Source organism: Nocardia sp. NPDC019219 (assembly GCF_040632645.1).
In the GTDB taxonomy this organism is placed as follows: Bacteria; Actinomycetota; Actinomycetes; order Mycobacteriales; family Mycobacteriaceae; genus Nocardia; species Nocardia sputorum.
In genome coordinates this window covers 100,267-121,624 of the sequence record NZ_JBEYCG010000008.1, presented here as the reverse complement: position 1 = coordinate 121,624, position 21,358 = coordinate 100,267, and the positions used below count along the sequence as shown (strand labels likewise).

The following is a 21,358-nucleotide window of genomic DNA, read 5'->3' as shown; positions in this document are numbered from 1 at the left end:
CAGCGCCGCTGGTCAGCCGGCCAGGCGTTCGGCCGCCGCCGCGATCCGCTCGTCGGTCGCGGTGAGCGCGATCCGCACGTGCTCGCTCGCGCCGGGGCCGTAGAAGTCGCCCGGGGCGGCGAGGATGCCGCGCTCGGCCAGCCAGTCCAAGGTGGTCCGGCAGGACTCTCCGCGCGTGGACCACAGATACAGGCCCGCCTCGGAGTGATCGATCCGGAAACCCGCGCCCTCCAGCGCCTTCCGCAACACGTCGCGGCGGGCGCGGTAACGCTCGCGCTGGCGCGCCTCGTGCGCGTCGTCGCTGAGCGCGGCGGTCATCGCGGCCTGGATCGGGAACGGCACCATCATGCCCGCGTGCTTGCGCACTTCGAGCAGCTCGGCGATCAGCGCGGGGTCGCCCGTCACGAAGCCCGCGCGGTAGCTGGCCAGATTGGAGGTCTTGGACAGCGAGTGCACGGCCAGCAGGTTGGTGTGGTCGCCCTCGCACACCTCGGGGTCGAGCAGGGAGACCGCACGGCCCTCCCACGCCAGTCCCAGGTAGCACTCGTCGGACGCGACGATCGCGCCGCGCTCCCGAGCGAAGGCGACCACCTTGCGCAGATGCTCGACGCCGAGCACCCGGCCGGTCGGGTTGGACGGCGAGTTGACGTAGATCAACGCCGGGTTCTGCGGACCGAGCCGGGTCAGCCCGTCGGCGCGCAACACCTGCGCGCCCGCCAGCAGCGCGCCGACCTCGTAGGTGGGATAGGCGACCTCGGGAATGACGACGAGGTCGCCCGCGCCGAGCCCGAGCAGCCGGGGCAGGCCCGCGATCAGCTCTTTGGTGCCGATCGCGGGCAACACGGCCGCGGCCTGGAGGCCGGTGATCCCGTAACGCCGCTTCAGCGCGTCGACCGCGGCCGAGCGGAGCTCGGGGGTGCCGTGCGTGGTCGGGTAGCCGGGCACCTCGGCGACGGAGTTCAGCGCCGTACGGATCAGCGGGTCGACCGGGTCGACCGGGGTGCCGACGGACAGATCGACGATCCCGCCGGGATGGGCGGCCGCTCGAACCTTCACCGAAGCGATGGTGTCCCAGGGGAAATCGGGTAGCAGACTGCTCACCCGGCCACGCGGTGACACGTCAGGTCTCACTCACTCGCCATCGGAGGCAGTTCCTTGATGAACGGCGGGTCGTAGTCGACCTTGCCGACCTTGGTGGCGCCGCCGGGCGAGCCCAGCTCGTCGAAGAAATCGACGTTGGCGTTCACGTATCCGCTCCACTGGTCCGGGGTGTCGTCTTCGTAGAAGATCGCCTCCACCGGGCACACCGGCTCACATGCACCACAGTCCACGCACTCGTCGGGATGGATGTACAGCATGCGGCCGCCCTCGTAGATGCAGTCCACGGGGCATTCCTCGATGCATGCCTTGTCCTTCACGTCAACGCACGGTTCAGCGATGATGTACGGCACTGCCGCTCTCCTAGTCTGTCCTCGCCTGCGGGATGGTCCGCCCGGCGAAACCCTATCCCGGCACCCCACGTTACTACTGGTCAGCCTGCCCTAACTTCCTGCCCGGCGCACGCCGACGCGAGGCAGGATTCGGACTCCGCCACCCGCCGTACGCGCCGGGGACCACGTTCTGGGAGGTAGCGCCGGAGCGCGCGGTGGCGGGGCCCGAATTACGCCGGTCCGAGCTGCCCGAGGCCGACCGGAGAACCGATCGCACCGCGGGCTGGAACCTGCGCTGTCGCCGGGCAGCCCGGAACCCGGCGCGATCGGCGTATCAGTCGACCAGTACCGCCTGGAGCCCCGGGGAGACGGACGATCCGCTGTGCTTCGGGACACCGTAGGTCGTCGTCCGCTCCCGGGCCGGCCGTCCGATGCCGGAGGCGATCTCCACCAGCTCGGCGACCGTCTTGGCCGAGCCGTGCTGCGAGCCCGCCATCCGGGAGATGGTCTCCTCCATCAACGTGCCGCCCAGATCGTTGGCTCCGCTGTTGAGCATCACCCGGGTGCCGGTGATGCCGAGCTTGACCCAGCTGGTCTGGATGTTGTGGATCCGGCCGTGCAGCATGATCCTGGCCAGGGCGTGCGCGGCGCGGTTGTCCCGGTTGGTCGGCCCCGGCCGCGCGGCGCCCGCCAGATACAGCGGTGCGCTCTGGTGCACGAACGGCAGCAGCACGAATTCGGTGAAGCCGCCGGTCTCGTCCTGGATTCCGCGCAGCACGCGCAGATGCCCGACCCAGTGCTTCGGATTGTCCACGTGGCCGTACATCATGGTCGAACTGGATCGGATGCCGACCTGGTGCGCCGTGGTGATCACGTCGATCCACGCCGAGGTGGGCAGTTTGCCCTTGGTGAGCACCCAGCGCACCTCGTCGTCCAGGATCTCCGCGGCAGTGCCCGGGATGGTGTCCAGGCCCGCCTCCTTCAGCGCGACCAGCCAGTCCCGCACGCTCTGGCCGCCGCGCGAGGCGCCGTTCACGATCTCCATCGGGCTGAACGCGTGCACATGCATCGACGGCACCCGCTGCTTGACCGCCCGCACCAGATCCGCATAGCCGGTGACCGGCAGGTCGGGGTCGATCCCGCCCTGCATGCAGACTTCGGTGGCGCCGTCGACATGCGCCTCCCAGGCGCGGTCGGCGACCTCCTCCGTGCTCAGGGTGAACGCGTCCGCGTCGCCCTTGCGCTGGGCGAACGCGCAGAACCGGCACCCGGTGTAGCAGACGTTGGTGAAGTTGATGTTCCGGTTCACCACGTAGGTCACGTCGTCGCCGACGGTGTCGCGGCGCAGCCGGTCGGCCAGCGCGGCGACCGCCTCCAGCTCCGCGCCGTCCGCCGTGGCCAGCGCGAGGTATTCGGCGTCGCTGAGCCCGGCCGGGTCGCGTTCGGCGGCGCGCAATGCGGCGAGCACGTCGGCGTCCAACCGCTGCGGCGCCGTGACGGCGAGGTCGCGCGCCTGTTCGCGAATGGTGTCCCAGTCGCCGAAGGCGCCGACGATGTCCTGTCCCAGCGCCGCGTCGCTGCGGGCCTCGGTGTTGCGGCCCTCGGTGTCGATGGCGGTGTTCAGGTCGACGCGCCCGGCCGACTCCCAGGACTCCTCCGGCTCCTGCCAGGGCAGCCCGGCCGGGATCGCGTCCTCCTTCGCCAGCCCCGTCGCCGGGTCGGTGAGCGCCGCGACGTGCGCGCCGATTCGCGGATCGACCCACGGGTTACCCGCCCGCACATACTTCGGGTGCGCGGAGGTCCGCTCGACCAGCCGATAGCCCGCCGCCTCGGTGATCTCCCGCAGGGTGTCCAGGTTCGGCCACGGCCGCTCCGGGTTCACGTGGTCAGGCGTCACCGGCGAGACGCCGCCCCAGTCATCGATGCCCGCCTCGATCAGCGCGCGGCACTCGGCGTGCGAGACCAGGTTCGGCGGCGCCTGCACCGGCACGTCCGGCCCGAGCAGGATGCGGGTGACGGCGATGGTGGCGAGGAATTCCTCCAGGCCCGCGTCGGGGACGTCCCGCATGGCGGTGTCGTCCTTGGCGCGGAAGTTCTGCACGATGACTTCCTGGATGTGCCCGAACGCCTTGTGCTGCTTGCGAATCGCCATGATCGACTCGGCCCGCTCGGCCATCGTCTCGCCGATGCCGACCAGGATGCCCGTGGTGTAGGGCACCGAGAGCCGGCCCGCGTCGGTGATGGCCCGCAGCCGCACGGCCGGGTCCTTGTCGGGGCTGCCGTAATGGCAGTTGCCCTTCTCGGTGAACAGCCGGGTGGACGTGGTCTCCAGCATCATGCCCATGGACTGCGCCACCGGCTTGAGCCGCGCGATCTCCTCCCAGGACAGCACGCCGGGGTTGAGGTGCGGCAGCAGGCCCGTTTCCTCCAGCACCATGATCGACACGGCGCGCAGGTAGTCCAGCGTGGAGTCGTAGCCGCGCTCGTCCAGCCACTGCGCGGCCTCCGGCCAGCGATCCTCCGGCCGGTCACCCAGCGTGAACAGCGCCTCCTTGCAGCCGAGCGCGGCGCCGCGGCGTGCGATGTCGAGCACCTCGTCGGGTTCGAGGAACATGCCCTTGCCCTCGGCGCGCAATTTGCCCGGCACCGTGACGAACGTGCAGTAATGGCATTTGTCCCGGCACAGCCGGGTCAGCGGGATGAAGACGTTGCGGGAATAACTGATCGTGTTCGGACGCCCGGCGGACGCCAGCCCGGCATCACGCACCCGCGCGGCGCTGCGACAGAGGTCGGCGAGATCGTCGCCGGTCGCGTGCAACAGCACCGCGGCCTCGTCCACGTTCAACGTGACACCGTCGCGGGCCCTGCGCAACGCCCGGCGCATGGCCGATGGACTGGGCGGAGCGGTTGGGACGCTCGGGTTCGGTAGGTCGGTCACGCCCTCGATCATGCGCTACACATCCGGAACTGTCTCCCTCCAGTGCTGGTTGCGGCGAAGCGGACACCCCACGGCTCCGCTCGCCACGGAGCCCACGCGGGGACGTGGAGCACCGTTGAGCGTTGACAACTGTGCGCTGGCCGAGGCTATTCCAGGGCGACGCCCGCGCTCAGCTCTCGATGGCTGCCTCGGTGAGCGCCGCCGAATCCACCGTTTCCCATGCGCGCTGCTCCGGCGACGATCGACGGGGACAGCGGCGCTCGGTCGTGCAACGATTGCAGCATGTCGCAGCCGCGCACGATCATGGCCGACCCGGCCTGGCGCCCCAGTCCGAAGGCGAAGCTCCTGTGGACCGTGCAGGCCGCACTGGCCTGGGTGATTCCGTTCGCGGCGCTGCTGGTGTGGGCGGTGCTCGACGCCGCGCATCGGGGCTGGCAACTCGGCTTCTTCCTGGTCGCGCTCGGGCCTGCCACGGTGAACATCGGGGTGGCGCCGTGGTGGCGCTACGCCGTGCACCGCTGGGAGGTCACCGACGAGGCGGTCTACACCCGGGTCGGCTGGCTCACCCAGGAGAGCCGGGTGGCGCCGATATCCCGGGTGCAGACCGTCGACACCGAACGCGGGCCGCTCGAGCGCCTGCTGGGCCTGGCCACGGTCACCGTCACCACCGCGTCCTCCGCGGGCGCCGTCGAGATCACCGCGCTGGACCTCCCGGTCGCCGAGGCGACCGTGACGCGGCTGACCGGCATCGCCGCCCAGCACCGCGGCGACGCGACATGACCGCCGAGCCCGCGGCGCACGCGGCGCAGGCCGAACAGCCGTGGCAGCGGCTGGACAAGCGGATGCTGCTGGTGCATCCGATCACCGAGGTGGTGAAGTTCGTCCCGGTGCTGATCGGCTCGGTGATCCTCGGCACCAGCAGCGGCAACCACATGTGGAGCGTCATCCCGATCGTGCTGATCGTCGGGTTCGCGCTGACCCGCTGGTTCACCACGACCTATCGGGTGGGACCCACCCACGTCGAACTGCGGACCGGGCTGCTGCAACGCAAGAAACTGTCGGTGCCGCGGTCGCGGATCCGCTCGGTGGACATCGAAGCGGACCCGCTGCACCGGGTGCTGGGACTCGCGGTGCTGGCGATCGGGACCGGCCAGCAGGCCGATACGGGCGAGCAGTTCAAGCTCGACGCGTTGGACGCACGGGTGGTACCGCCGTTGCGCGCCGCCCTGCTCGCCCACACGGCGGAGCCGTCCGATGATCGGAAAGTGTTGCGGGAGAATGCATCCGGTGAGGTCTCCGCTCCACGTACCCGCGCGCGCGAGATCGGGCACTGGAGCCCGGCGTGGGTGCGTTACGCCCCGCTGTCGCTGACCGGGTTCGCGATCATCGCGCCGATCGTCGGGTTCGGGCTGCAGTACGGGCTCGGCGAGGTCGTGTTCCGGTCGGACGCGGTGCACGACGTCGAAGACGGCGGCGGGCTCGCCCTGGCGCTGGCCGGGGCCGCACTACTGTGCGTCATCGTGCTCGTGGTCAGCGCTGCCGCGTGCGCGCACTATCTGACCACCTATTTCGGACTGCGGGTCCGCGATGACGGCAAGACCTTGCAGCTGCGCCACGGCCTGTTCACCACCCGTCAGATCACTCTCGATCGGGCCCGGCTGCGCGGAGCCACGGTCAACGAACCGTTGCTGCTGCGCTTGGCGGGCGGCGCGGAACTGGAAGCGATCATGACCGGGGAGAAGCCTCGGCAGAAAATTCTCCCGCAGGCTCCGCGCAGCGCCGTCGAGCAAACCCTCGGGCACCTGCTCGCCCCGGAGGAGATGCGGGACAACGACCTTGCCGCCCGGCCGGCCCAGACGCCCACCGGCGCGGGCGCATCGGACCCGCACGCCGTCCCGGAGCCGGGCAGCGCTCCACTTATCGCGCACGGACCAGCCGCGCGGCGGCGCAGATACACCCGCACGCTCACGCCGGTGGTGCTCATCGCCGCGCTGATGGCCTACATCCACCTTGCGGGAGAACACTATTCGCCGTGGTGGTGGCTGGTGCCGGGCCTCACGCTGCCTGTGGCCCTCGCCCTCGCGGAGGATCGTTACCGTGGCCTCGGGCATGCTGTGCTGCCCCGCACGGCCAACAGCCCGACTTGGCTGATCACCCGCGCCGGGTCGCTCGACCGGGACCGCGACTGCCTGGAAGCCCCCGGCGTGATCGGCTGGACGGTGCGGCGGACCTTGTTCCAGCGGCGCGCCGGGATCGCCACAGTGGTCGCGGCCACCGCCGCGGGCAAGAAGCGTTATACGGTGGTCGACCTACCTGCCGACGAGGCGTGGCGCCTCATCGAGACCGTCACGCCGGGGCTGCCCGGCGCGCGTTGACCCGCCCGGTGTCGCTGATCGGTTGCCGGGCGACGGCGGAGTTCAATGGACGCCGTGGTGACCAAGACCCAGCCGCAGTCGTCGGAGCCGGGGATCGCCGATCGCCGGTTCCGGCAGATGCAGCGGGCGGACAAGTTCCGGCTGACCGCGGTGGGCGGGCTCGCCGCGCTCTCCCTGGACGCGCTGTCCAGCGTGGCCTACGGACCCGAGGCGATCGTGCTGGTGCTGGTCGCGGCGGGCGCGGCGGCAGTCGCCTGGACACTGCCGGTGTCCTGCGCGATCGCCGCGCTGTTGCTGGTGCTGGTGCTCTCCTACCGCCAGGTGATCGCGGTACACCCGGACGGCGGCGGCGCGTACGCGGTCGCCAAGAAGCAGCTCGGCAGGCCCGCCGCCCTGCTGGCGGCCGCCAGCCTGGTCGTGGACTATGTGCTGACCGTCGCGGTGAGCCTCGCCGCGGGCGCGGCCAGCCTGGCCAGCGCCTTTCCCGCGCTGGCCGACGAACTGCTGCTGATGACGCTGGCCGGGCTGGCCGCGCTGACGGTGATCAACCTGATCGGGGTGGCGGAATCGGCGCGGGTCCTGATGGGGCCCGCGATCCTGTTCGTCGTGCTGATCACGGGGGTCATCGTCGTGGGACTGCTGCGGCCGGACCCGGTCGCGGTGATCGGCGCCGACCGCGGCCCGATCGAGCCGGTCGAAGCGCTCGGAATCGTGCTGCTGCTCAAGGCATTCGCCGCGGGATGCTCCTCGCTGACCGGCGTGGAAGCGATCGCCAACGCGGTGCCCGCCTTCCGCACGCCCGCGGTGCGCCGTGCGCAGCGCACCGAAGTGGCGCTCGGCGTCCTGCTCGGTGCGATGCTGCTCGGCCTGGCCGTGCTGATCCGCGAGCACCACGTGACGCCGCGCGGGGACGTGACCATCCTGGCGCAACTCTCGGCGGCGGCCTTCGGCACCGGCTGGCTGTTCTATCTCACCAATCTCGCGGTCACCGCGGTGCTGTTGCTCGCGGCGAATACCAGTTTCGGCGGTCTCCCCGTGCTGCTGGCGCTGCTGGCCAAGGACCACCGGGCGCCGTCGCTGTTCGCGCTGCGCTCCGAGCGACCGGTCTTCCGCTACGGAGTCACCGCGCTCGCCCTGCTGGCCGCGCTGGTGCTGGTTTCCGTTGATGCCGAAACGCACCGTCTGCTGCCGGTTTTCGCGATCGGCGTCTTCATCGGCTTCACCGTCAGCCAGACCGGTCTGGTGTTGCACTGGTGGCGCGCGCGTGGGCGGGGATGGGTACCGCGCGCGTTGCTGAACGGAGTCGGCGCGACGCTCACCGCTGTCGCGGGCGTCGTCCTGCTCGCGGAGAAGTTCACCGAGGGAGCATGGCTGCTGCTGCTCATCATCCCCGCGCTGGTGACCCTCTTCTTCCGGATCGAGAACTACTACGCCGAGGTCGCGCGCCGGCTGCGGTTGCGCCGAATTCCGCCGCGGCCGCAGTCGGCGCCCGAGTCGAAGGACCTGGTGGTCGTCCCGGTGGTGACGATGAGCGAAGTGACCTATCGCGCGGTGCAAGCCGCCTTGCGCATGCGGGGCGAGATCGTCGCGGTGGCCGCGGACATCGATCCGGCCACGACCAGAAAGCTCAGCGCCCAATGGAAGGAGTGGGATCCGGGCATTCCGCTCGCGGTGCTGCCGTGCCCGCATCGCAGTCTGGTATCGACCCTCGTCGGCTACGTCCGGAAGCAGACCGAAGCCGGGCTGGGCGTCACCGTGCTGCTCGCGCATGTCGAAGCACGGCACTGGTGGCAACGCCCGCTGCACAATCCGCGCGGGCCGGTGCTGACCGCCGCGCTGCGCGCCCGCACCGACGCCGTGATCGCGACCTTGGCGGTCCGGCTCGCGTGACCGCCGAGTTCAGCGGCGACCGAAGACGCTCGCGTTCGCCTGGATGTAGAGGTATGCCAGCGGCGGCAGCAGTCCGGCGAACAGCAGCAGCGCCGTCCGCCAATCACTGCCGAGCAGGATGTCTCCGCCCGGCCCGGCGCTCGCGCACACCAGGAAGCCGAACGCCCAGGCCACCAACGGGAGGCCGAGGACGGCGGGACGCCGGGAGATCGAGCGCGCGCCCGCGACGAGCAGCACGTTGACCGCGCCCGCCACTACGGCCGACACCGGGAAGGCGACGGAGCCCAGGTAGGTCGGCAGGTACAACACCTCGAGCGCCAAAGTGAGCAGGGCGTTCAGAACCAGCAGCACGAGGATCGTCACGCCCACGACGCCCATCGGGCGGGGGGTGGCGCCGGCTGCCACGGGAGCGCGGTCGCCCGCGTGGTCGTCGATTTTCGTCGTCACGGCACCGGCGGGTAGCCGAGGAGGGTCAACAGGTGACTCTGCATGTCGGCGAACGCGTACAGCACCGTCAGATACAAGTCGTGCTGCTCCTGCCAATGCGGCCGCATGCTGTCGACGAACGCCGCGATCGCGTTCTGGAGCTCCCAGTTGTACATACTGCCGAGTCTATTCCGGCGCTACCCGGCGCATGATCAAATCTCCGGGTCGGCAGTCAGGGCGGCGACCACTGGGAATTCACCGGCCGGGTCGCCGCGATCGTCAGCACCCGCTTACGAGCGGCAAACCAGCCATGATCAGCGCGATGCCGACCAGCGCGATCAGGCTGGTGAGCGGGATGCCGCCATAAGGAACGCCGCCGCTGCCCATCACGCCGGTGAACTTCGGCACGCTGCCGTTCATCGACATAGAGCGCAGGATGCGCCCGGTCGAGTACAGCCCGGCGTTCGAGCTGGAGAACGCCGCGATGAGCACCGGCTGCCGATACCGGCGATGCCGAGCAACAGTTCCCGCCGCGCCGATACCGCTCGATGGCATCCTCGGGCAAAGCGGACTCGGCGTCACTCCAGTCCGGCGAACAGATCGTGTTCCCGCCCGTCCGGCCCGAGCGGGCCGACCCGTCCGCGCACCAGGATGAAGTGCTCTTCGGGCAGCACCGGCTGAGCGACGTTGTTCGACAGCGCGAATTCGCGGCCGGAGGGGGCGACGGTGACCTGGGTGGCGTGCGCGCGCAGCGCGGCGCGCTTGGCCGTCAGCACCTCGGAGACGTCGATCGTGGTGGTCACCGCGTCGCTGGGCACGCTCGCGAGCTCGCCTTCGGCGGGCAGCCGCCACCCGGGCGGCAGCGCGCCGGGCAGCCCCGCGGCCGTGCGCCGGGCCAACGCGGCGGTGTGCAGCCGCAGCATGTCGGCGTCGGTGACGGTCCAATAGAACTTCGGTGTGTCCCACCCCCGGTCCGCCGCGTCCCGCACCGCGGCCGTGGTGATCTCGTGGGCCCGGATGTGGTCGGGATGGCCGTAGCCGCCGTTCGGGTCGTAGCCGACCACGACGCGCGGCCGCAGTTCGAGCAGCACGTCCGTGAGCGCCCGCACCGCCTCGTCCCCGGAGCGCACGAAGACCCGCGGTTTGTCCGCGGCGGGTGTGCCCGCCATGCCGGAGTCACGCCAGCGGCCCGCGCCACCGAGGAAACGGGGCGGGCCCGCGTCCAGTGCTTCCAGCGCGCGAGTCAGCTCGCGCACGCGGTAGCCGCCGAGCTGGTCGGCGTGCTCCGCGGTGAGCAGCGCCCACTCCTCGCCGATCACCTCCCCCTCTTCGCCGAGGGTGCAGGTGAGCACGGTGACGGGCACGCCGCGCCTGCGGTAGTGCGCGATCGTGCCTCCGGTGGTGATGGACTCGTCGTCCGGGTGGGCGTGGACCAGCAGCAACCCGCCCGTCGCCGCCGTCACGGGATCCTGCGCCACATGGACGCGTCGCCGAAGATGCCGACTTGGATCGCGCCGCTGAGCGAGGCGCCGTCCAGCCGGGGACCGGCCGCGGCGACGGCGTTGTCCTGCACGATCGGCAGCACCGTCGCCATGGCCCACAGTTTGGGCTCCGCTTCGGCGAGCACCCGTCCCACGTCACCGCCGCGCAGGGCCTCCTCGATCGCGGGTTGCAGAGCCGGATCGCACACACCGGACAGGTTGCTCGGAGCCCGTTGCGCCGCTTCCGCGATGGCCTGCGCCGGGCCGGTGACCCCGGGCAGCGCGGGCGGCGGGCAGCCGTAGCGGGACGCCAGCACGGTCGCGGGATCGGATCCGGCCACCTCCCAGCCGACGATCGCGTCCACCGTGCCCTCGAGCAGTTCCTTGCCGTACAACTCGTCGGCGGCGACACTGCGCACCGTCGCGTCGATGCCGGCGCTGCGCAGCTGATCGGCGGCGGTATTGGCCACGGCCAGGGCGGTGGCGTCCCGGTCGACCGCGCCGATGCGCACGACCAGCGGCTTGCCGTCCTTGCCCACGGTGCGCGGCTGCGGCGCGGGCGAGGTCGGGGAGATCGCGTGCGGCGGTTCCGGCGCGCGGCCGTACCCTGCGGCGGCGAGCAGCGCGAACGCCTCCTCCGCCGACGGCCGCGGCGGAGCGGTCGGGGCGTAGCCGGGATCGGACGGCGCGAGCACCTGCGCGCGAGCCGGCTCCACCCAATTGCCGGTCTGCGCGCCCACGGTCGCCAGCAGCGCGGGATCGAGCAGGGCCAGCACACCCGAGCGGACCCGCGGATCGCTCAGTTCGCCTTTGCGCCCGTTCAGCACCATCTGCAGCACCCGCGACTGCGGCATGATCGCCGTCCGCACGGAGGGAATCGCCCCCAGTTGCGCCTGGGTCGCCACGCCGCCGTGGACCAGCGCCGTTTGGACGTCGCCGGTGCGCAGCGAGCCCGCCAGTTGCGCGGGCGTGCCGCCGCGGCGCAGCAGGATCTGGCCCGGCATCGCCGGCGTGCCCCAGAAGCGGTCGTTGCGTTCCAGCAGCATCTCGTCGCGCCCGGGGTCCGCCGAACGGATCCCGAACGGGCCTCCGGACACCCGGACGCCGTTGACCTGGCCGTTCATGCCCCGGGCGAACCCGCCGGGCGCGTCCTTCAGCAGGTGCGACGGCAGCAGATCGGTGAACAATTCGCGCCAGCCGGGGTAGGGCTGCGACATCACGACGGTGACCGTCTTGCCACCCGCCGACGAGTTGACGTCCGAAATCATCCGGTACCCGGCCGGGTCGACGACCCCCGGTTCGGAGATCATCTCCTGCCACAGATAGCGGAAGTCCTCGGCCGCGATCGGCGCCCCGTCCGACCAGGACGCTTCGTTGCGCAGCTTGTAGGTGATCGTGAACGGCTCCGGCGCGGTCACCTCGGCGGAGACCAGCAACGACGAATCCGGCACCCAGGCCGTCGCCCCGGGCCGCGCCGGATCGAGCACCGGCCGGAACGGGCTCGGCAGCACCAGTGACGCGATCGCGGAGGTGGCGGCGGACTGGTCCGAGCGCAGATGCGGATTGAAGGCGGTACCGATGGTGTCCAGCGCGACCACCACGGTCGTCTCCGCGGGCTTGACCGGTGTGGTCTTCGGGCTGTCGGTGCTCTCGATGGGCGGCGGCGGATTCGCCGCACAGCTGCTGATCAAGGTCAGCACTGCCACGGTCGGCAACAACGTGCGCCACGCTGCGCGTTTTCCTGCGCCCACTTTCACGCTCGGGAACTCTACCGTACGGTCGAGTCTGTTCCCAGATTCCCGTTGACGAGCGGAAAAACGACACGATCGCACGGATATCAACGGAGTGGAAACACGAGCTCGCCGCATCGCCCGGGACACCGCACGCACATACACCTGCCGGAACATCCGCAAATATTCGGCGTACCCAGCCGCGGCGACACACCTGCGGAGTTGCGCGACTATCCGGACGCGCCTCTCCGGCATTCACGCGACCGCGAGCGAAATGCACTCGCCCGCCAAAGTGAGATTTCGCGCCGACACGCCGAACAGAAAGCGAACTCTCTTCTTCGAGAAGCTATCCGCAGGTATCGCGCCCTCCGCAAGCCTGGGACAGCTGTACCGCAGGCCGTCCAGCCGGCGAGGTGGCTCACCCCGGTCGACCGTGTGCGGGCATCAAAGCGATACGCGATAAAGCGGGAAGAAACCTTGCCGATCTTCACCGCAGGTGCGCAACTTCCATAGCGCGGTATCGGTTGCCGATTTCCCCAGCTCCCCGGATCGAAGCACCTCTTCGAGGCGATTCCGCGCAAACGGAGCAATTATCCTTATTCGTATTGCGTCCGCCCGATAATCCGAGGCCGAAAAGTATCCGGAAATCGATCGGCTTCGAAGGGATGATCGGTACCGGACTATGCCGGAACCACATCACGAAGCAGTTTCGAATATCTTCTCGCCGAGCGGAAATTTCTCCGCACGGAAGCCTTCTCCGGCTTCCGCCCACCGGCGAACGGGATTCGACCGCAGCGCCATCGAATCCCGTTCGCGCCAAGCGATTACAGCGCCGCGCGGTCCCGCGCCTTGCGCCGGGACAGTTCCCGCGCCCGCTCGTTCTGCCCGAGGATCACCTTGCGGACCCGGACCACTTCCGGGGTGACCTCGACGCACTCGTCGGCGGCGCAGAACTCCATGGCGCCTTCCAGATCCAGCTGCAACGGCTTGGCCAGGGTCTCGATCACATCGGCGGTCGAGCTGCGCATATTGGTCAGCTTCTTCTCGCGCGTGACGTTGATGTCGAGATCCTCCGCGCGCGGGTTGACGCCGACGACGTGGCCCTCGTAGGTGTCCGCGCCGGGCTCCACGAAGAACTGGCCACGGTCGGCCAGCTGGATCATGGCGAACGGCGTCACCGTGCCCGACCGGTCGGAGACCAGCGAACCGGTGTGCCTGGCCCGGATCTCGCCCGCCCACGGCGCGTACCCGTGCGAGACGGCGTTGGCGATGCCGGTGCCGCGGGTCTCGGTGAGGAAGTCGGTGCGGAAGCCGATCAGGCCACGCGACGGAACGATGAACTCCATCCGCACCCAGCCCGCGGCGTGGTTGCTCATCTGCACCATCTTGCCCTTGCGCGCGGCAAGCAGCTGGGTGATCGCGCCGAGGTACTCGTCGGGGCAGTCGATGGTCAGCTCTTCGTACGGCTCGTGCACCTTGCCGTCGACCTGCTTGGTGACCACCTGCGGCTTGCCGACGGTCAGCTCGAAGCCTTCCCGGCGCATGGTCTCGACCAGGATGGCCAGCGCGAGCTCACCGCGCCCCTGCACCTCCCAGGCGTCCGGGCGGCCGATGTCGAGCACGCGCAGCGACACGTTGCCGACCAGCTCCTGATCCAGGCGCGCCTTCACCATGCGGGCGGTCAGCTTGTGGCCCTGCACCCGCCCGACCAGCGGCGAGGTGTTGGTGCCGATGGTGACCGAGATGGCGGGCTCGTCGACGGTGATGCGCGGCAGCGCGACCGGATCGTCGATGTCGGCGAGGGTGTCACCGATCATGATGTCCGGGATGCCCGCGATGGCGACGATGTCGCCCGCCACGGCCACTTCACCGGGCTGGCGCTCCACGCCGATCGTCTGCAGCAGCTCGGTGATCTTCACCTGCTTGACGCCGTCGGCGTGCATCCACGCGACGTTTTGGCCCTTGCGCAGTTCTCCGTTGTGGATGCGGACGAGCGCGAGGCGACCGAGGAACGCCGAGGCGTCCAGGTTGGTGACGTGCGCCTGCAGCGGCGCCGCCGGATCGCCCTTCGGCGCGGGAATGTACTCCAGCAGCACGTCGAACAGCGCGTCGAGGTTCTCCGCGTTCGGGGCGTTGCCGTTCTCCGGACGCTCCTTGGACGCCTTGCCCTCGCGCCCGGAGGCGTACAGCACCGGCAGATCCAGGGCCAGTTCGGCCGCTTCGGCCGCGGCGTCGTCCAGATCGGAGGCCAGGTCGAGCAGCAGATCGTGGCTCTCCTCGACGACCTCCTCGATGCGGGCGTCGGGGCGGTCGGTCTTGTTCACCACCAGGATCACCGGCAGCGAGGCGGCCAACGCCTTGCGCAGCACGAACCGGGTCTGCGGCAGCGGCCCCTCCGACGCGTCCACCAGCAGCACCACGCCGTCCACCATGGACAGGCCGCGCTCGACCTCGCCACCGAAGTCGGCGTGGCCGGGGGTGTCGATGACATTGATGACGGTGACCGAGCCGTCCGGGTGGTGGCGGTGCACCGCCGTGTTCTTGGCGAGAATGGTGATGCCCTTCTCGCGTTCCAGGTCGCCGGAGTCCATCACGCGGTCGACGGGCTCGGCCCGCTCGGCGAAAGCGCCCGACTGGCGCAGCATGGCGTCGACCAGGGTCGTCTTGCCGTGGTCGACGTGGGCCACGATGGCGACGTTGCGAAAATCGCGTGCAGACGACACGCCTGAATCCTCCTGCTGTTCGGTGTGGGAGCCGACGGTGCTCGGCGTCCGGCCTGGACGGGACCCTACGTGGTTACGCAGGCTGCCGCCTCCGGGTCCTGACGCTCCCGCCGGGCTCCTTGCAGACAGGTGGAGAATCGAAACTCACCGGGCATCGCGGCCAGCTACACCCTACCGGCAGTCCGTTCGCGCAACGTTTCAGGCTTTGCACTTAGGGTACGCTAACCGCCGTGGGCAAGGTCAAAGCGAAGAAGGTTTCCAGCCTGAAACCCAAGAAGAAGTGCTGTCGGAAGAAGACGCGCTGCTTGAAGTGCCCCGTGGTCATCATGCGGATGAAGAAGTGCGAAGCGGCCGGAGTCACCGGCAAGGATCTGAAGAAGGCACTCAAGCAGGCACGCGCCGCCTGACCCTGCCGCCACCTTTCCAGGGCGGCCCGTGGCGAGTAGTAAGGAGTGTTATGGCCCAGCAGACACTGCTCTCCGATACCGAGATCGCCGAGGCCCTCACCGAACTGCCGGACTGGGCACGATCGGGCAACGCCTTGGTCCGCACCGTCGAGGCACCCACCTTCCCCGCGGGCATCGAACTCGTGCGCCGGGTCGCCGAAGTCGCGGAAGAAGCCGATCACCACCCGGACATCGACATCCGCTGGCGCAAAGTCACCTTCACCTTGTCCACCCACTCCGCGGGCGGGCTCACGGCGCTGGACGTCGCGCTGGCGCACGAAATAGATCGGCTCTGTTAGATTCCAGCGCCTTCGGCGCTGGGTGTTCGCGGCAATGCTCGGTCTCGCTCCGCTCGAAAGACGCGGTTGCGGTGCGCTGAGCACGTCGGTATCGAAGCTCGCCGCCCAGATGTATTCGGCGACTTGCTAACGCTTGGAGCCGATCGGTGGCAGCTTGCCCGTCAACTACGCGGCGCCCGCGCAAACGCAAGCCGGGCCGCGAGCGGCGCTTGCTCGGTCTCGCTTCGCTCGAAACGGGAGTTGAGGTGCGCCGGGCGCGTCAGTCGTGAAAGTCCCCAGTCAGGCGGCCTGCGGGGTGTGGTGGCCGGGATCGGTTCCATTCGATTGCCACACGAACGCGGGCCAGAGTGCGAACGAGCCTGCTTGGTCTCGCTCCGCTCGAAGCGGGAGCTGAGCGCGGATGTTGCGGTCCGGTGTCCGACGATCGGACCTGACGCATTTCGGCCGCGACAGGACTACGCCGTGCGGGCGCGGCCCTCGGTGCTCTCGCGCGTCGACTCGGCGGGGTTCGAGCTCGCGAACCGGGGGCCGAAGCGGATCACCCAGAGGTAGAACGCCACGACGCCGAGCACGTCGACGGCGCCGAGCCAGGACAGTACGCCGGGGCGCGAGATGGTCCAGATCGAATCCTGGAAGAACGACAGCACCCACGGCACGCCGACGAACATGGTCACCAGCCAATATCCGGCCACGACGCGCGCGCCGGGCGCCCGGCGCAGCGGCCCGTAGACCAGCCACAGCACCGCGGGCAGTAGCCACACCCAGTGATGCGACCACGAGATGGGCGAGATCATCAGCCCGAACAGTTGCACCACGATCAGCGTGCCGAGCCGGTCCTCCGGGCCGAGCGCGCGCCACGCCAGGAACGCCAGCACCGCGACCACGAGTACGGCCGCGATCCACCACGGACCGGATTCCACGTCGTAGCCGAGAATCCGGCTCAGCGTGCCGCGCAGCGACTGATTCCACACCGATCCCACCGGGCCGATGCGGTCGGCGTCACCGAGCAGGGTGCCGAAGTACCGGCGCGCCTCGACCGGCGCGATCAGGAAACTCACCCCCACAGTCGCGCCGAACACCACCGCCGACCAGGCCACGGTCGCCCAGCGCCCGCGCGCGACGAAATAGAGGCCGGTGATCGCGGGCGTCAGTTTGATGCCTGCGACGATTCCGACCAGGCTGCCAGAGATCCACCACCGCGCGCTGCGCACCGCGAGCATCCCGCCGAGCACCAGGAAGACGTTGACCTGGCCGTAATCCATCGTGGTTCGCACCGGTTCGAGCCACAGGCCCAGCGCGGTCCAGCCGACGGTCGCGGCCCGCCACTGCGGCGTCCGCAGCCGCTCCGCCCCGAAGATCAGCTCCAGACTGATGTGCACCACCGCGTACAACGCCGCGGCGATGGCCAGCAGCCAAGCCACCGCGACCACGGTGAACGGCAGGTAGTGCAGCGGGAAGAACACCAACGCCGCGAACGGCGGATAGGTGAACGGCAGCGGGAAGTCGGGCGTCTTCTCCGCGTAGGTGAAGTCATAGAGCTGGTCGGTCAGCAGCGCGGCCGATCCGCCGACGTAGACGTGCAGGTCGACGAGGTTCATCCCGTTCGTGGACAGCAGCATCCAGAGCAACCGGGCCAGCACGGACAGGCCCAGCGCCGACAAAGCCCATCGGAGGTGACGATTCAAATCACTGGCTTTCGGCTCGAGTGCGGTGCGTCGGCGGGGCACGCCCGGACTTCGATGTTGTGGCGACAGCGCGGACGGCAACGATTAGATTAACCGCAGCGCGAATGCGGGCGGTCGCACCCTCGAACCACCGGTAACATTTGCATCAACTTTCACACCAGTAACATCGGGGAGCGGTAAGTTCGGCTCACACTGATCGTCCACGGCGCCTTCGGGACGCCGCGGCTGTACACATAGCCGCAATGTCCCTAGAGTGACCCCCGAAACGATGGCTTTTAGCAATCGAACCCTGATGTACCCGAGGTAAGGACGGCCAGACCAGTGCTTCGCACCCGAGGATCGCGGATCGCATTGTCCGCACTCGCTATCGCGGCGAGTGCCACGCTTGCCGCGCCGACGACAGCAATCGCGGCCCCTGCGCCCGCCCCCGCGGCGCTTACGAACAGCGTTCCCATGGTTCCCGAAGGTGTTCCGGTGGACGCGCTGGCCGCACTCGCCCCGGCCATCGTCGGCGCCGTCGCCGGCCCGGCGGATATCGCGAGCCCCGCGGGCGTCGCGGGCCCGCAGTCGGCCATCCTGGATCAGGCGCGCAGGCTGCTGGCCACCCTGAACCTCCCGCCGCAGATCAAGTCGACGCTGGAACGGATCATCACCTTCCTCGACGGCAGCGGCGGCGGTGGTCCCGAGGTGCCGCAGGACGGCCCCGCGATCGCGCAGTTCCTCTACCCGACCATCGGCAAGGGCTGCATCGGCCCGAGCGCCGACTCGGTGGGCACCGCGCTGGCCGTGCCCGGCCCGGCCACGCTCCCGCCGCCCGGCCCGCAGGCGGGCCAGACCGGGTTCGTCTTCACCGCGCTCGGCACCAAGTCGCCGACGCCGGTGCAGAACCCGCCGATGACGGTGCAGTGGCTGAACCTGGACACCCGTCAGTCCGGCGTTCTGCCGCTGACCGACGAGGCCAAGATCAACCCGGACGGCCCCGCTACGCTGTCCGCGATCGCCGACACGGGCTTCGGCCGCGTGGTCGCGGTCGTCTCCGGCTCGCTGACCACCCAGTCCGCCGACGGGGAGGCGCGGACCTGCTCGTTCCTGCCGACGCTCGGGTTCTTCACCGTAGGCTGAGTTCTCGGTCGAGGGCGGCGACTCCATCGGGTCGCCGCCCTCGGTCGTTCCACGGGTCCGCGCCGAAACCTCGGACGGATCCGCCGGCGACGCCCCACGAGCCGTCCGGACTGTGGTAGACCGCTAACTATGGCGACCATCGATCACTCGATACGCACGGCTCGTTCGATCCGCAGCAGGCGCTCGCACCGCTCGATCCTGTCCATCCGCTCGGAGGGGTCGATCCTGTCCATCGGGTCGGCCTACTCGATCCTGTCCATCGGCAGCGTGGGCTCGGTGCTGTCCATCGGGTCCGTGGGTTCGTTCGGCTCGGCGATCTCGTCGTTCTCGTTCGCCAGCCTCGGTTCCGCGTTCTCCGGCCTGTCCCGGTGGTCGCTGTTCGCCTGGCTCGGCGACCACGAAGCCCCGGACAGCCGCCCCTCCCTGCGCGTCGTCCCGGACGACGAGCCCGACCTGCGCGTCACACCGATCAGCCACTGCCAGACTTGAGTTTTTGGCACCGCCTGCGGCGGTGCGTGTTCGCGGCCCCTCTGTGGCTCGCGAACGGGACGGCGGCGGCGCTCAGTCGAACTGCATCGCCGGTACTCGCGTCGCCCATGAGCGCGTCGATGGGATACCTGCTGTCCCCGCGGTCACGATGACAGATCGCCGGGGGACCTTCACCCGACACAGCGGGCATTCGGGTGTCAGCTGGGCTGTGGCCGTTCGGGCGTGCGGGTGATGGAGCGAGTCTGCGGGGAAGCGCGGATAGGTGCGAGCCCTTTCACCACTGCCCGTATTCGGGTGTGAGCACGTTGTTCACATCGATCCCCACCCCGTCGATGGAGCGCTTGTCGATCTCGAATTGGTGCAGGTTGGCGGCCGGGTGCACGAAGCCCTTGGGGGTTCCCCAGTTGTGCTGCCAATACCAGGAACACAGGCCCGCGGTGCGGGCCAGTTCGATGGTCGGGGTGTTCGCGTAGATGCCGGTGTTCTCCTTGCCGAGCACGGCCTGCCAGCCCAGCAGGTACGGCGCGATCATGGTGGCGAAGTCGACGGGTGAGGGATTGTCGTCGATGGACGCGTAGATCGGGACGTTGTCCGGGCCGCCGGCGGCGCGATGCAACGCGAGTCCGCGCTCGGCGTGCCGCTTGCCCGCCTCCAGCCCGCCGCGCCAGTCCGCGGTCGGCCCCTTGCCGAACTGGTAGCAGGAGACGATCTGCAGACCGGCTGCTTTGAGGTCGTCGACTTCCGGGGAGCGCAGCGGTTTTCCCGCCATCCACTCGGCGCCGGGCCTGCGATCGGACACGTAACGGATCACGCCGATATGTCCGGCATCGCGGATCGCCGCGGCCGCAGGGACGCCGCCGGCGTAATCGACCAAGGTGCCGAACGCGGGCCGCGCTGAGGCGGGAACTGGAGCGGCGGTCACGCCGACGACGGCCGCCGCGGCCGCGTAGGCGAACAGATCACGCCGGGATACCGAAATGGAACGCATCGTCGACTCCTTCGCGCAACCCCGACATGGATGGCAGCGTGCCCGGCGCACCTTCCCCAAAACCTCGCCGCGCGCCGGGAGCCTCGAACGTGAACTCATTTCACCACATTCACATTGGAACCGCTAGACCCAGGAGAAACATGTTTCACATTCGCCACACCGTACGCGCGGGTGGCGGACGTCAGGCGATGCCGTCGATGCGCGCGGCGACGTCGATGGTGCGCATCGCCGGGTCGGCGAGTTCTTTGCGGATCACCGCCGCCACCTGGGCGATGACCTGCTTCTTTATCCCTGCGAGCGCACCGAGGGCGGCCGCGCGCGCCCCGTGGGCGGTGAACTCCATCCGGATGTCGGCCGGGTCGGGCGGCGGCACGTCGATCACCACGCGCAGGGGGTCGGCGGCGCGGGCGGTGAGCACCAACGGCACCTCCACGTCGGCGCGGTAGTAATTGGCTTTCAGTACGGCCACCGTGATGTCCAGGCTCACCGGCAGCGTCAGGTCGAAGGCGACCGGATCCGCCGACCGGTCCGTCAGCCGTGGCATCCGGACCGCTCCGCGAACGGTGACCACGGCGCTGGCGCGCGGGCCCGTCCGCAGCGGCCCGACTTCGATCGGCCTGCCCGCCAAGCGTTCCACCACGTCGTGTACCCGCTCGCGCGTCACGATGCGAGAGAAGAACCGATGCCCGAACTCGTCGTAGCCGATCCAGTCGAACGCGCTCTTGTCCCGATACGCCGACCGTTTGCCCGCGACCATCGCCTCCACGTCGAACACCAGCCCCCGGCGGGTCTGCGGATCGGCCAGCATGGCATTCACCCGGGAGGCGACCTCCCGCTGCACCACCCCGGCGATCGGGTCGAGCAGCCATTCCCAGGCCGACTCGACCGCTTGGGCGCGCAGAACGAAGCTGATGTCCCGCTGGGTGATCGGCGGGATGTCGATGATGATGAGCACGGGTTCGGCGGTGCGGGCGTGCAGGGTCAGATCGATCTCGACCCTGGCCTCCAGACGCAGTTTCCGACCGCCGAGCAGCACCTTCAAAGTGAGCGAGACGGGGACGGTCACCTCGTATGTCACCCGTGGACCGCTGTGCAGCACGCGCGGGGCGCCGACTTTGCCCTCGGCCACGAAACCGGCGAGTCCGGCCGGGCCGATCGAGACCGGGCCGATAGTCAAACCGCGGCCCGTCATTCCGGAGACGGCGGATTCGATGCGGGCGGCGTTCACCGCGTGCGTGACGAAACGCTCGCCGAACTCGGCGTAGTCGATCCACGCGGGCGCGCTACTCGATTCGTCGGTCGGATGCATCAGGAGTTCCGGAACCCTCACCTCTCG

18 protein-coding genes and 1 pseudogene are annotated in these 21,358 nt (G+C 69.6%); 7 read left to right on the top strand and 12 right to left on the bottom strand.

Annotated features, from left to right (window positions below; all coding sequences use genetic code 11):
- Positions 1-12 precede the first annotated feature (12 nt).
- From dapC to ABZ552_RS17080, 3 genes are all read right to left on the bottom strand, one after another.
- Complete coding sequence (gene dapC / locus ABZ552_RS17090) at positions 13-1,119, bottom strand: succinyldiaminopimelate transaminase (RefSeq protein ID WP_281880762.1); 1,107 nt, start codon at positions 1,117-1,119, stop codon at positions 13-15.
- Between the two features lie 8 nt (positions 1,120-1,127).
- Positions 1,128-1,451, bottom strand: coding sequence for a ferredoxin (fdxA, locus tag ABZ552_RS17085; protein ID WP_014987978.1), 324 nt, complete (start codon positions 1,449-1,451; stop codon positions 1,128-1,130).
- Positions 1,452-1,764: 313 nt separating this feature from the next.
- A complete protein-coding gene (locus tag ABZ552_RS17080) occupies positions 1,765-4,380 on the bottom strand; it encodes a bifunctional FO biosynthesis protein CofGH (RefSeq protein ID WP_281877743.1) in 2,616 nt (871 codons plus the stop codon).
- Between the two features lie 270 nt (positions 4,381-4,650).
- Here ABZ552_RS17080 and ABZ552_RS17075 point away from each other — a divergent pair, with 270 nt between their 5' ends.
- The 3 genes from ABZ552_RS17075 to ABZ552_RS17065 are packed head-to-tail and all read left to right on the top strand — an operon-like array spanning position 4,651 to position 8,633.
- The gene (locus tag ABZ552_RS17075; protein WP_281877742.1) at positions 4,651-5,148 is read left to right on the top strand and encodes a PH domain-containing protein; all 498 of its coding nucleotides are present in this window, start codon (positions 4,651-4,653) and stop codon (positions 5,146-5,148) included.
- Positions 5,145-6,743 (top strand): PH domain-containing protein, encoded by a 1,599-nt coding sequence (locus ABZ552_RS17070; protein ID WP_357438150.1) that lies wholly within the window; start codon positions 5,145-5,147, stop codon positions 6,741-6,743. Before ABZ552_RS17075 ends, ABZ552_RS17070 begins: the two co-directional genes overlap by 4 nt.
- 45 nt (positions 6,744-6,788) lie before the next feature.
- Entirely contained in the window at positions 6,789-8,633 is a 1,845-nt protein-coding gene (locus tag ABZ552_RS17065; RefSeq protein WP_357438147.1) for an APC family permease, read from the top strand.
- Positions 8,634-8,642: 9 nt separating this feature from the next.
- Here ABZ552_RS17065 and ABZ552_RS17060 read toward each other — a convergent pair whose 3' ends face one another.
- The 6 genes and pseudogenes from ABZ552_RS17060 to typA all read right to left on the bottom strand — a co-directional run bounded on the left by ABZ552_RS17060 (position 8,643) and on the right by typA (position 14,993).
- The gene (locus ABZ552_RS17060; RefSeq protein ID WP_281877736.1) at positions 8,643-9,080 is read right to left on the bottom strand and encodes a hypothetical protein; all 438 of its coding nucleotides are present in this window, start codon (positions 9,078-9,080) and stop codon (positions 8,643-8,645) included.
- A complete protein-coding gene (locus ABZ552_RS17055; protein ID WP_195085919.1) occupies positions 9,077-9,235 on the bottom strand; it encodes a hypothetical protein in 159 nt (52 codons plus the stop codon). Before ABZ552_RS17055 ends, ABZ552_RS17060 begins: the two co-directional genes overlap by 4 nt.
- 139 nt (positions 9,236-9,374) lie before the next feature.
- A pseudogene (locus ABZ552_RS17050) lies at positions 9,375-9,551 on the bottom strand (L-asparagine permease); the annotation flags it as partial.
- Between the two features lie 86 nt (positions 9,552-9,637).
- Entirely contained in the window at positions 9,638-10,522 is an 885-nt protein-coding gene (mshB, locus tag ABZ552_RS17045) for an N-acetyl-1-D-myo-inositol-2-amino-2-deoxy-alpha-D-glucopyranoside deacetylase (protein ID WP_281917365.1), read from the bottom strand.
- Positions 10,519-12,291 (bottom strand): ABC transporter family substrate-binding protein, encoded by a 1,773-nt coding sequence (locus ABZ552_RS17040; RefSeq protein WP_281880761.1) that lies wholly within the window; start codon positions 12,289-12,291, stop codon positions 10,519-10,521. The genes mshB and ABZ552_RS17040 overlap by 4 nt, the downstream gene beginning before the upstream one ends.
- 803 nt (positions 12,292-13,094) lie before the next feature.
- Entirely contained in the window at positions 13,095-14,993 is a 1,899-nt protein-coding gene (gene typA / locus ABZ552_RS17035; RefSeq protein WP_281917364.1) for a translational GTPase TypA, read from the bottom strand.
- Between the two features lie 230 nt (positions 14,994-15,223).
- Here typA and ABZ552_RS17030 point away from each other — a divergent pair, with 230 nt between their 5' ends.
- Together ABZ552_RS17030 and ABZ552_RS17025 are read left to right on the top strand one after the other, a co-directional pair.
- Positions 15,224-15,400 (top strand): hypothetical protein, encoded by a 177-nt coding sequence (locus tag ABZ552_RS17030; RefSeq protein ID WP_085994939.1) that lies wholly within the window; start codon positions 15,224-15,226, stop codon positions 15,398-15,400.
- 50 nt (positions 15,401-15,450) lie between these two features.
- Complete coding sequence (locus ABZ552_RS17025; protein WP_281877731.1) at positions 15,451-15,738, top strand: 4a-hydroxytetrahydrobiopterin dehydratase; 288 nt, start codon at positions 15,451-15,453, stop codon at positions 15,736-15,738.
- Between the two features lie 455 nt (positions 15,739-16,193).
- On the opposite strand, the gene ABZ552_RS17020 is transcribed toward ABZ552_RS17025, so the two are convergent.
- On the bottom strand, positions 16,194-17,423 hold the full coding sequence (locus ABZ552_RS17020; RefSeq protein ID WP_357438141.1) for a mannosyltransferase: 1,230 nt from the start codon (positions 17,421-17,423) through the stop codon (positions 16,194-16,196).
- A 321-nt stretch (positions 17,424-17,744) separates the two neighbouring features.
- Between ABZ552_RS17020 and ABZ552_RS17015 the strand changes: the two genes are divergently transcribed.
- Positions 17,745-18,545: a hypothetical protein gene (locus tag ABZ552_RS17015; RefSeq protein ID WP_159848285.1), complete on the top strand. Its 801-nt coding sequence runs from the start codon at positions 17,745-17,747 to the stop codon at positions 18,543-18,545.
- Positions 18,546-18,674: 129 nt separating this feature from the next.
- Complete coding sequence (locus ABZ552_RS17010; RefSeq protein ID WP_281877727.1) at positions 18,675-19,034, top strand: hypothetical protein; 360 nt, start codon at positions 18,675-18,677, stop codon at positions 19,032-19,034.
- Positions 19,035-19,308: 274 nt separating this feature from the next.
- On the opposite strand, the gene ABZ552_RS17005 is transcribed toward ABZ552_RS17010, so the two are convergent.
- Both ABZ552_RS17005 and ABZ552_RS17000 read right to left on the bottom strand, forming a co-directional pair.
- On the bottom strand, positions 19,309-20,022 hold the full coding sequence (locus tag ABZ552_RS17005; protein ID WP_357438138.1) for a DUF1906 domain-containing protein: 714 nt from the start codon (positions 20,020-20,022) through the stop codon (positions 19,309-19,311).
- A 181-nt stretch (positions 20,023-20,203) separates the two neighbouring features.
- Complete coding sequence (locus tag ABZ552_RS17000) at positions 20,204-21,331, bottom strand: hypothetical protein (RefSeq protein ID WP_281877723.1); 1,128 nt, start codon at positions 21,329-21,331, stop codon at positions 20,204-20,206.
- Between the last annotated feature and the right edge of the window lie 27 nt (positions 21,332-21,358).

Excerpts from the sequence above, each read along its gene's own strand:
- ABZ552_RS17080 (WP_281877743.1), bottom strand. The coding sequence starts at position 4,380 with ATGATCGAGGGCGTGACCGACCTACCGAACCCGAGCGTCCCAACCGCT.
- ABZ552_RS17075 (WP_281877742.1), top strand. The coding sequence starts at position 4,651 with ATGTCGCAGCCGCGCACGATCATGGCCGACCCGGCCTGGCGCCCCAGT.
- ABZ552_RS17070 (WP_357438150.1), top strand. The coding sequence starts at position 5,145 with ATGACCGCCGAGCCCGCGGCGCACGCGGCGCAGGCCGAACAGCCGTGG.
- ABZ552_RS17065 (WP_357438147.1), top strand. The coding sequence starts at position 6,789 with ATGGACGCCGTGGTGACCAAGACCCAGCCGCAGTCGTCGGAGCCGGGG.
- ABZ552_RS17055 (WP_195085919.1), bottom strand. The coding sequence starts at position 9,235 with ATGTACAACTGGGAGCTCCAGAACGCGATCGCGGCGTTCGTCGACAGC.
- ABZ552_RS17025 (WP_281877731.1), top strand. The coding sequence starts at position 15,451 with ATGGCCCAGCAGACACTGCTCTCCGATACCGAGATCGCCGAGGCCCTC.
- ABZ552_RS17010 (WP_281877727.1), top strand. The coding sequence starts at position 18,675 with ATGGCGACCATCGATCACTCGATACGCACGGCTCGTTCGATCCGCAGC.
- ABZ552_RS17005 (WP_357438138.1), bottom strand. The coding sequence starts at position 20,022 with ATGCGTTCCATTTCGGTATCCCGGCGTGATCTGTTCGCCTACGCGGCC.
- ABZ552_RS17000 (WP_281877723.1), bottom strand. The coding sequence starts at position 21,331 with ATGCATCCGACCGACGAATCGAGTAGCGCGCCCGCGTGGATCGACTAC.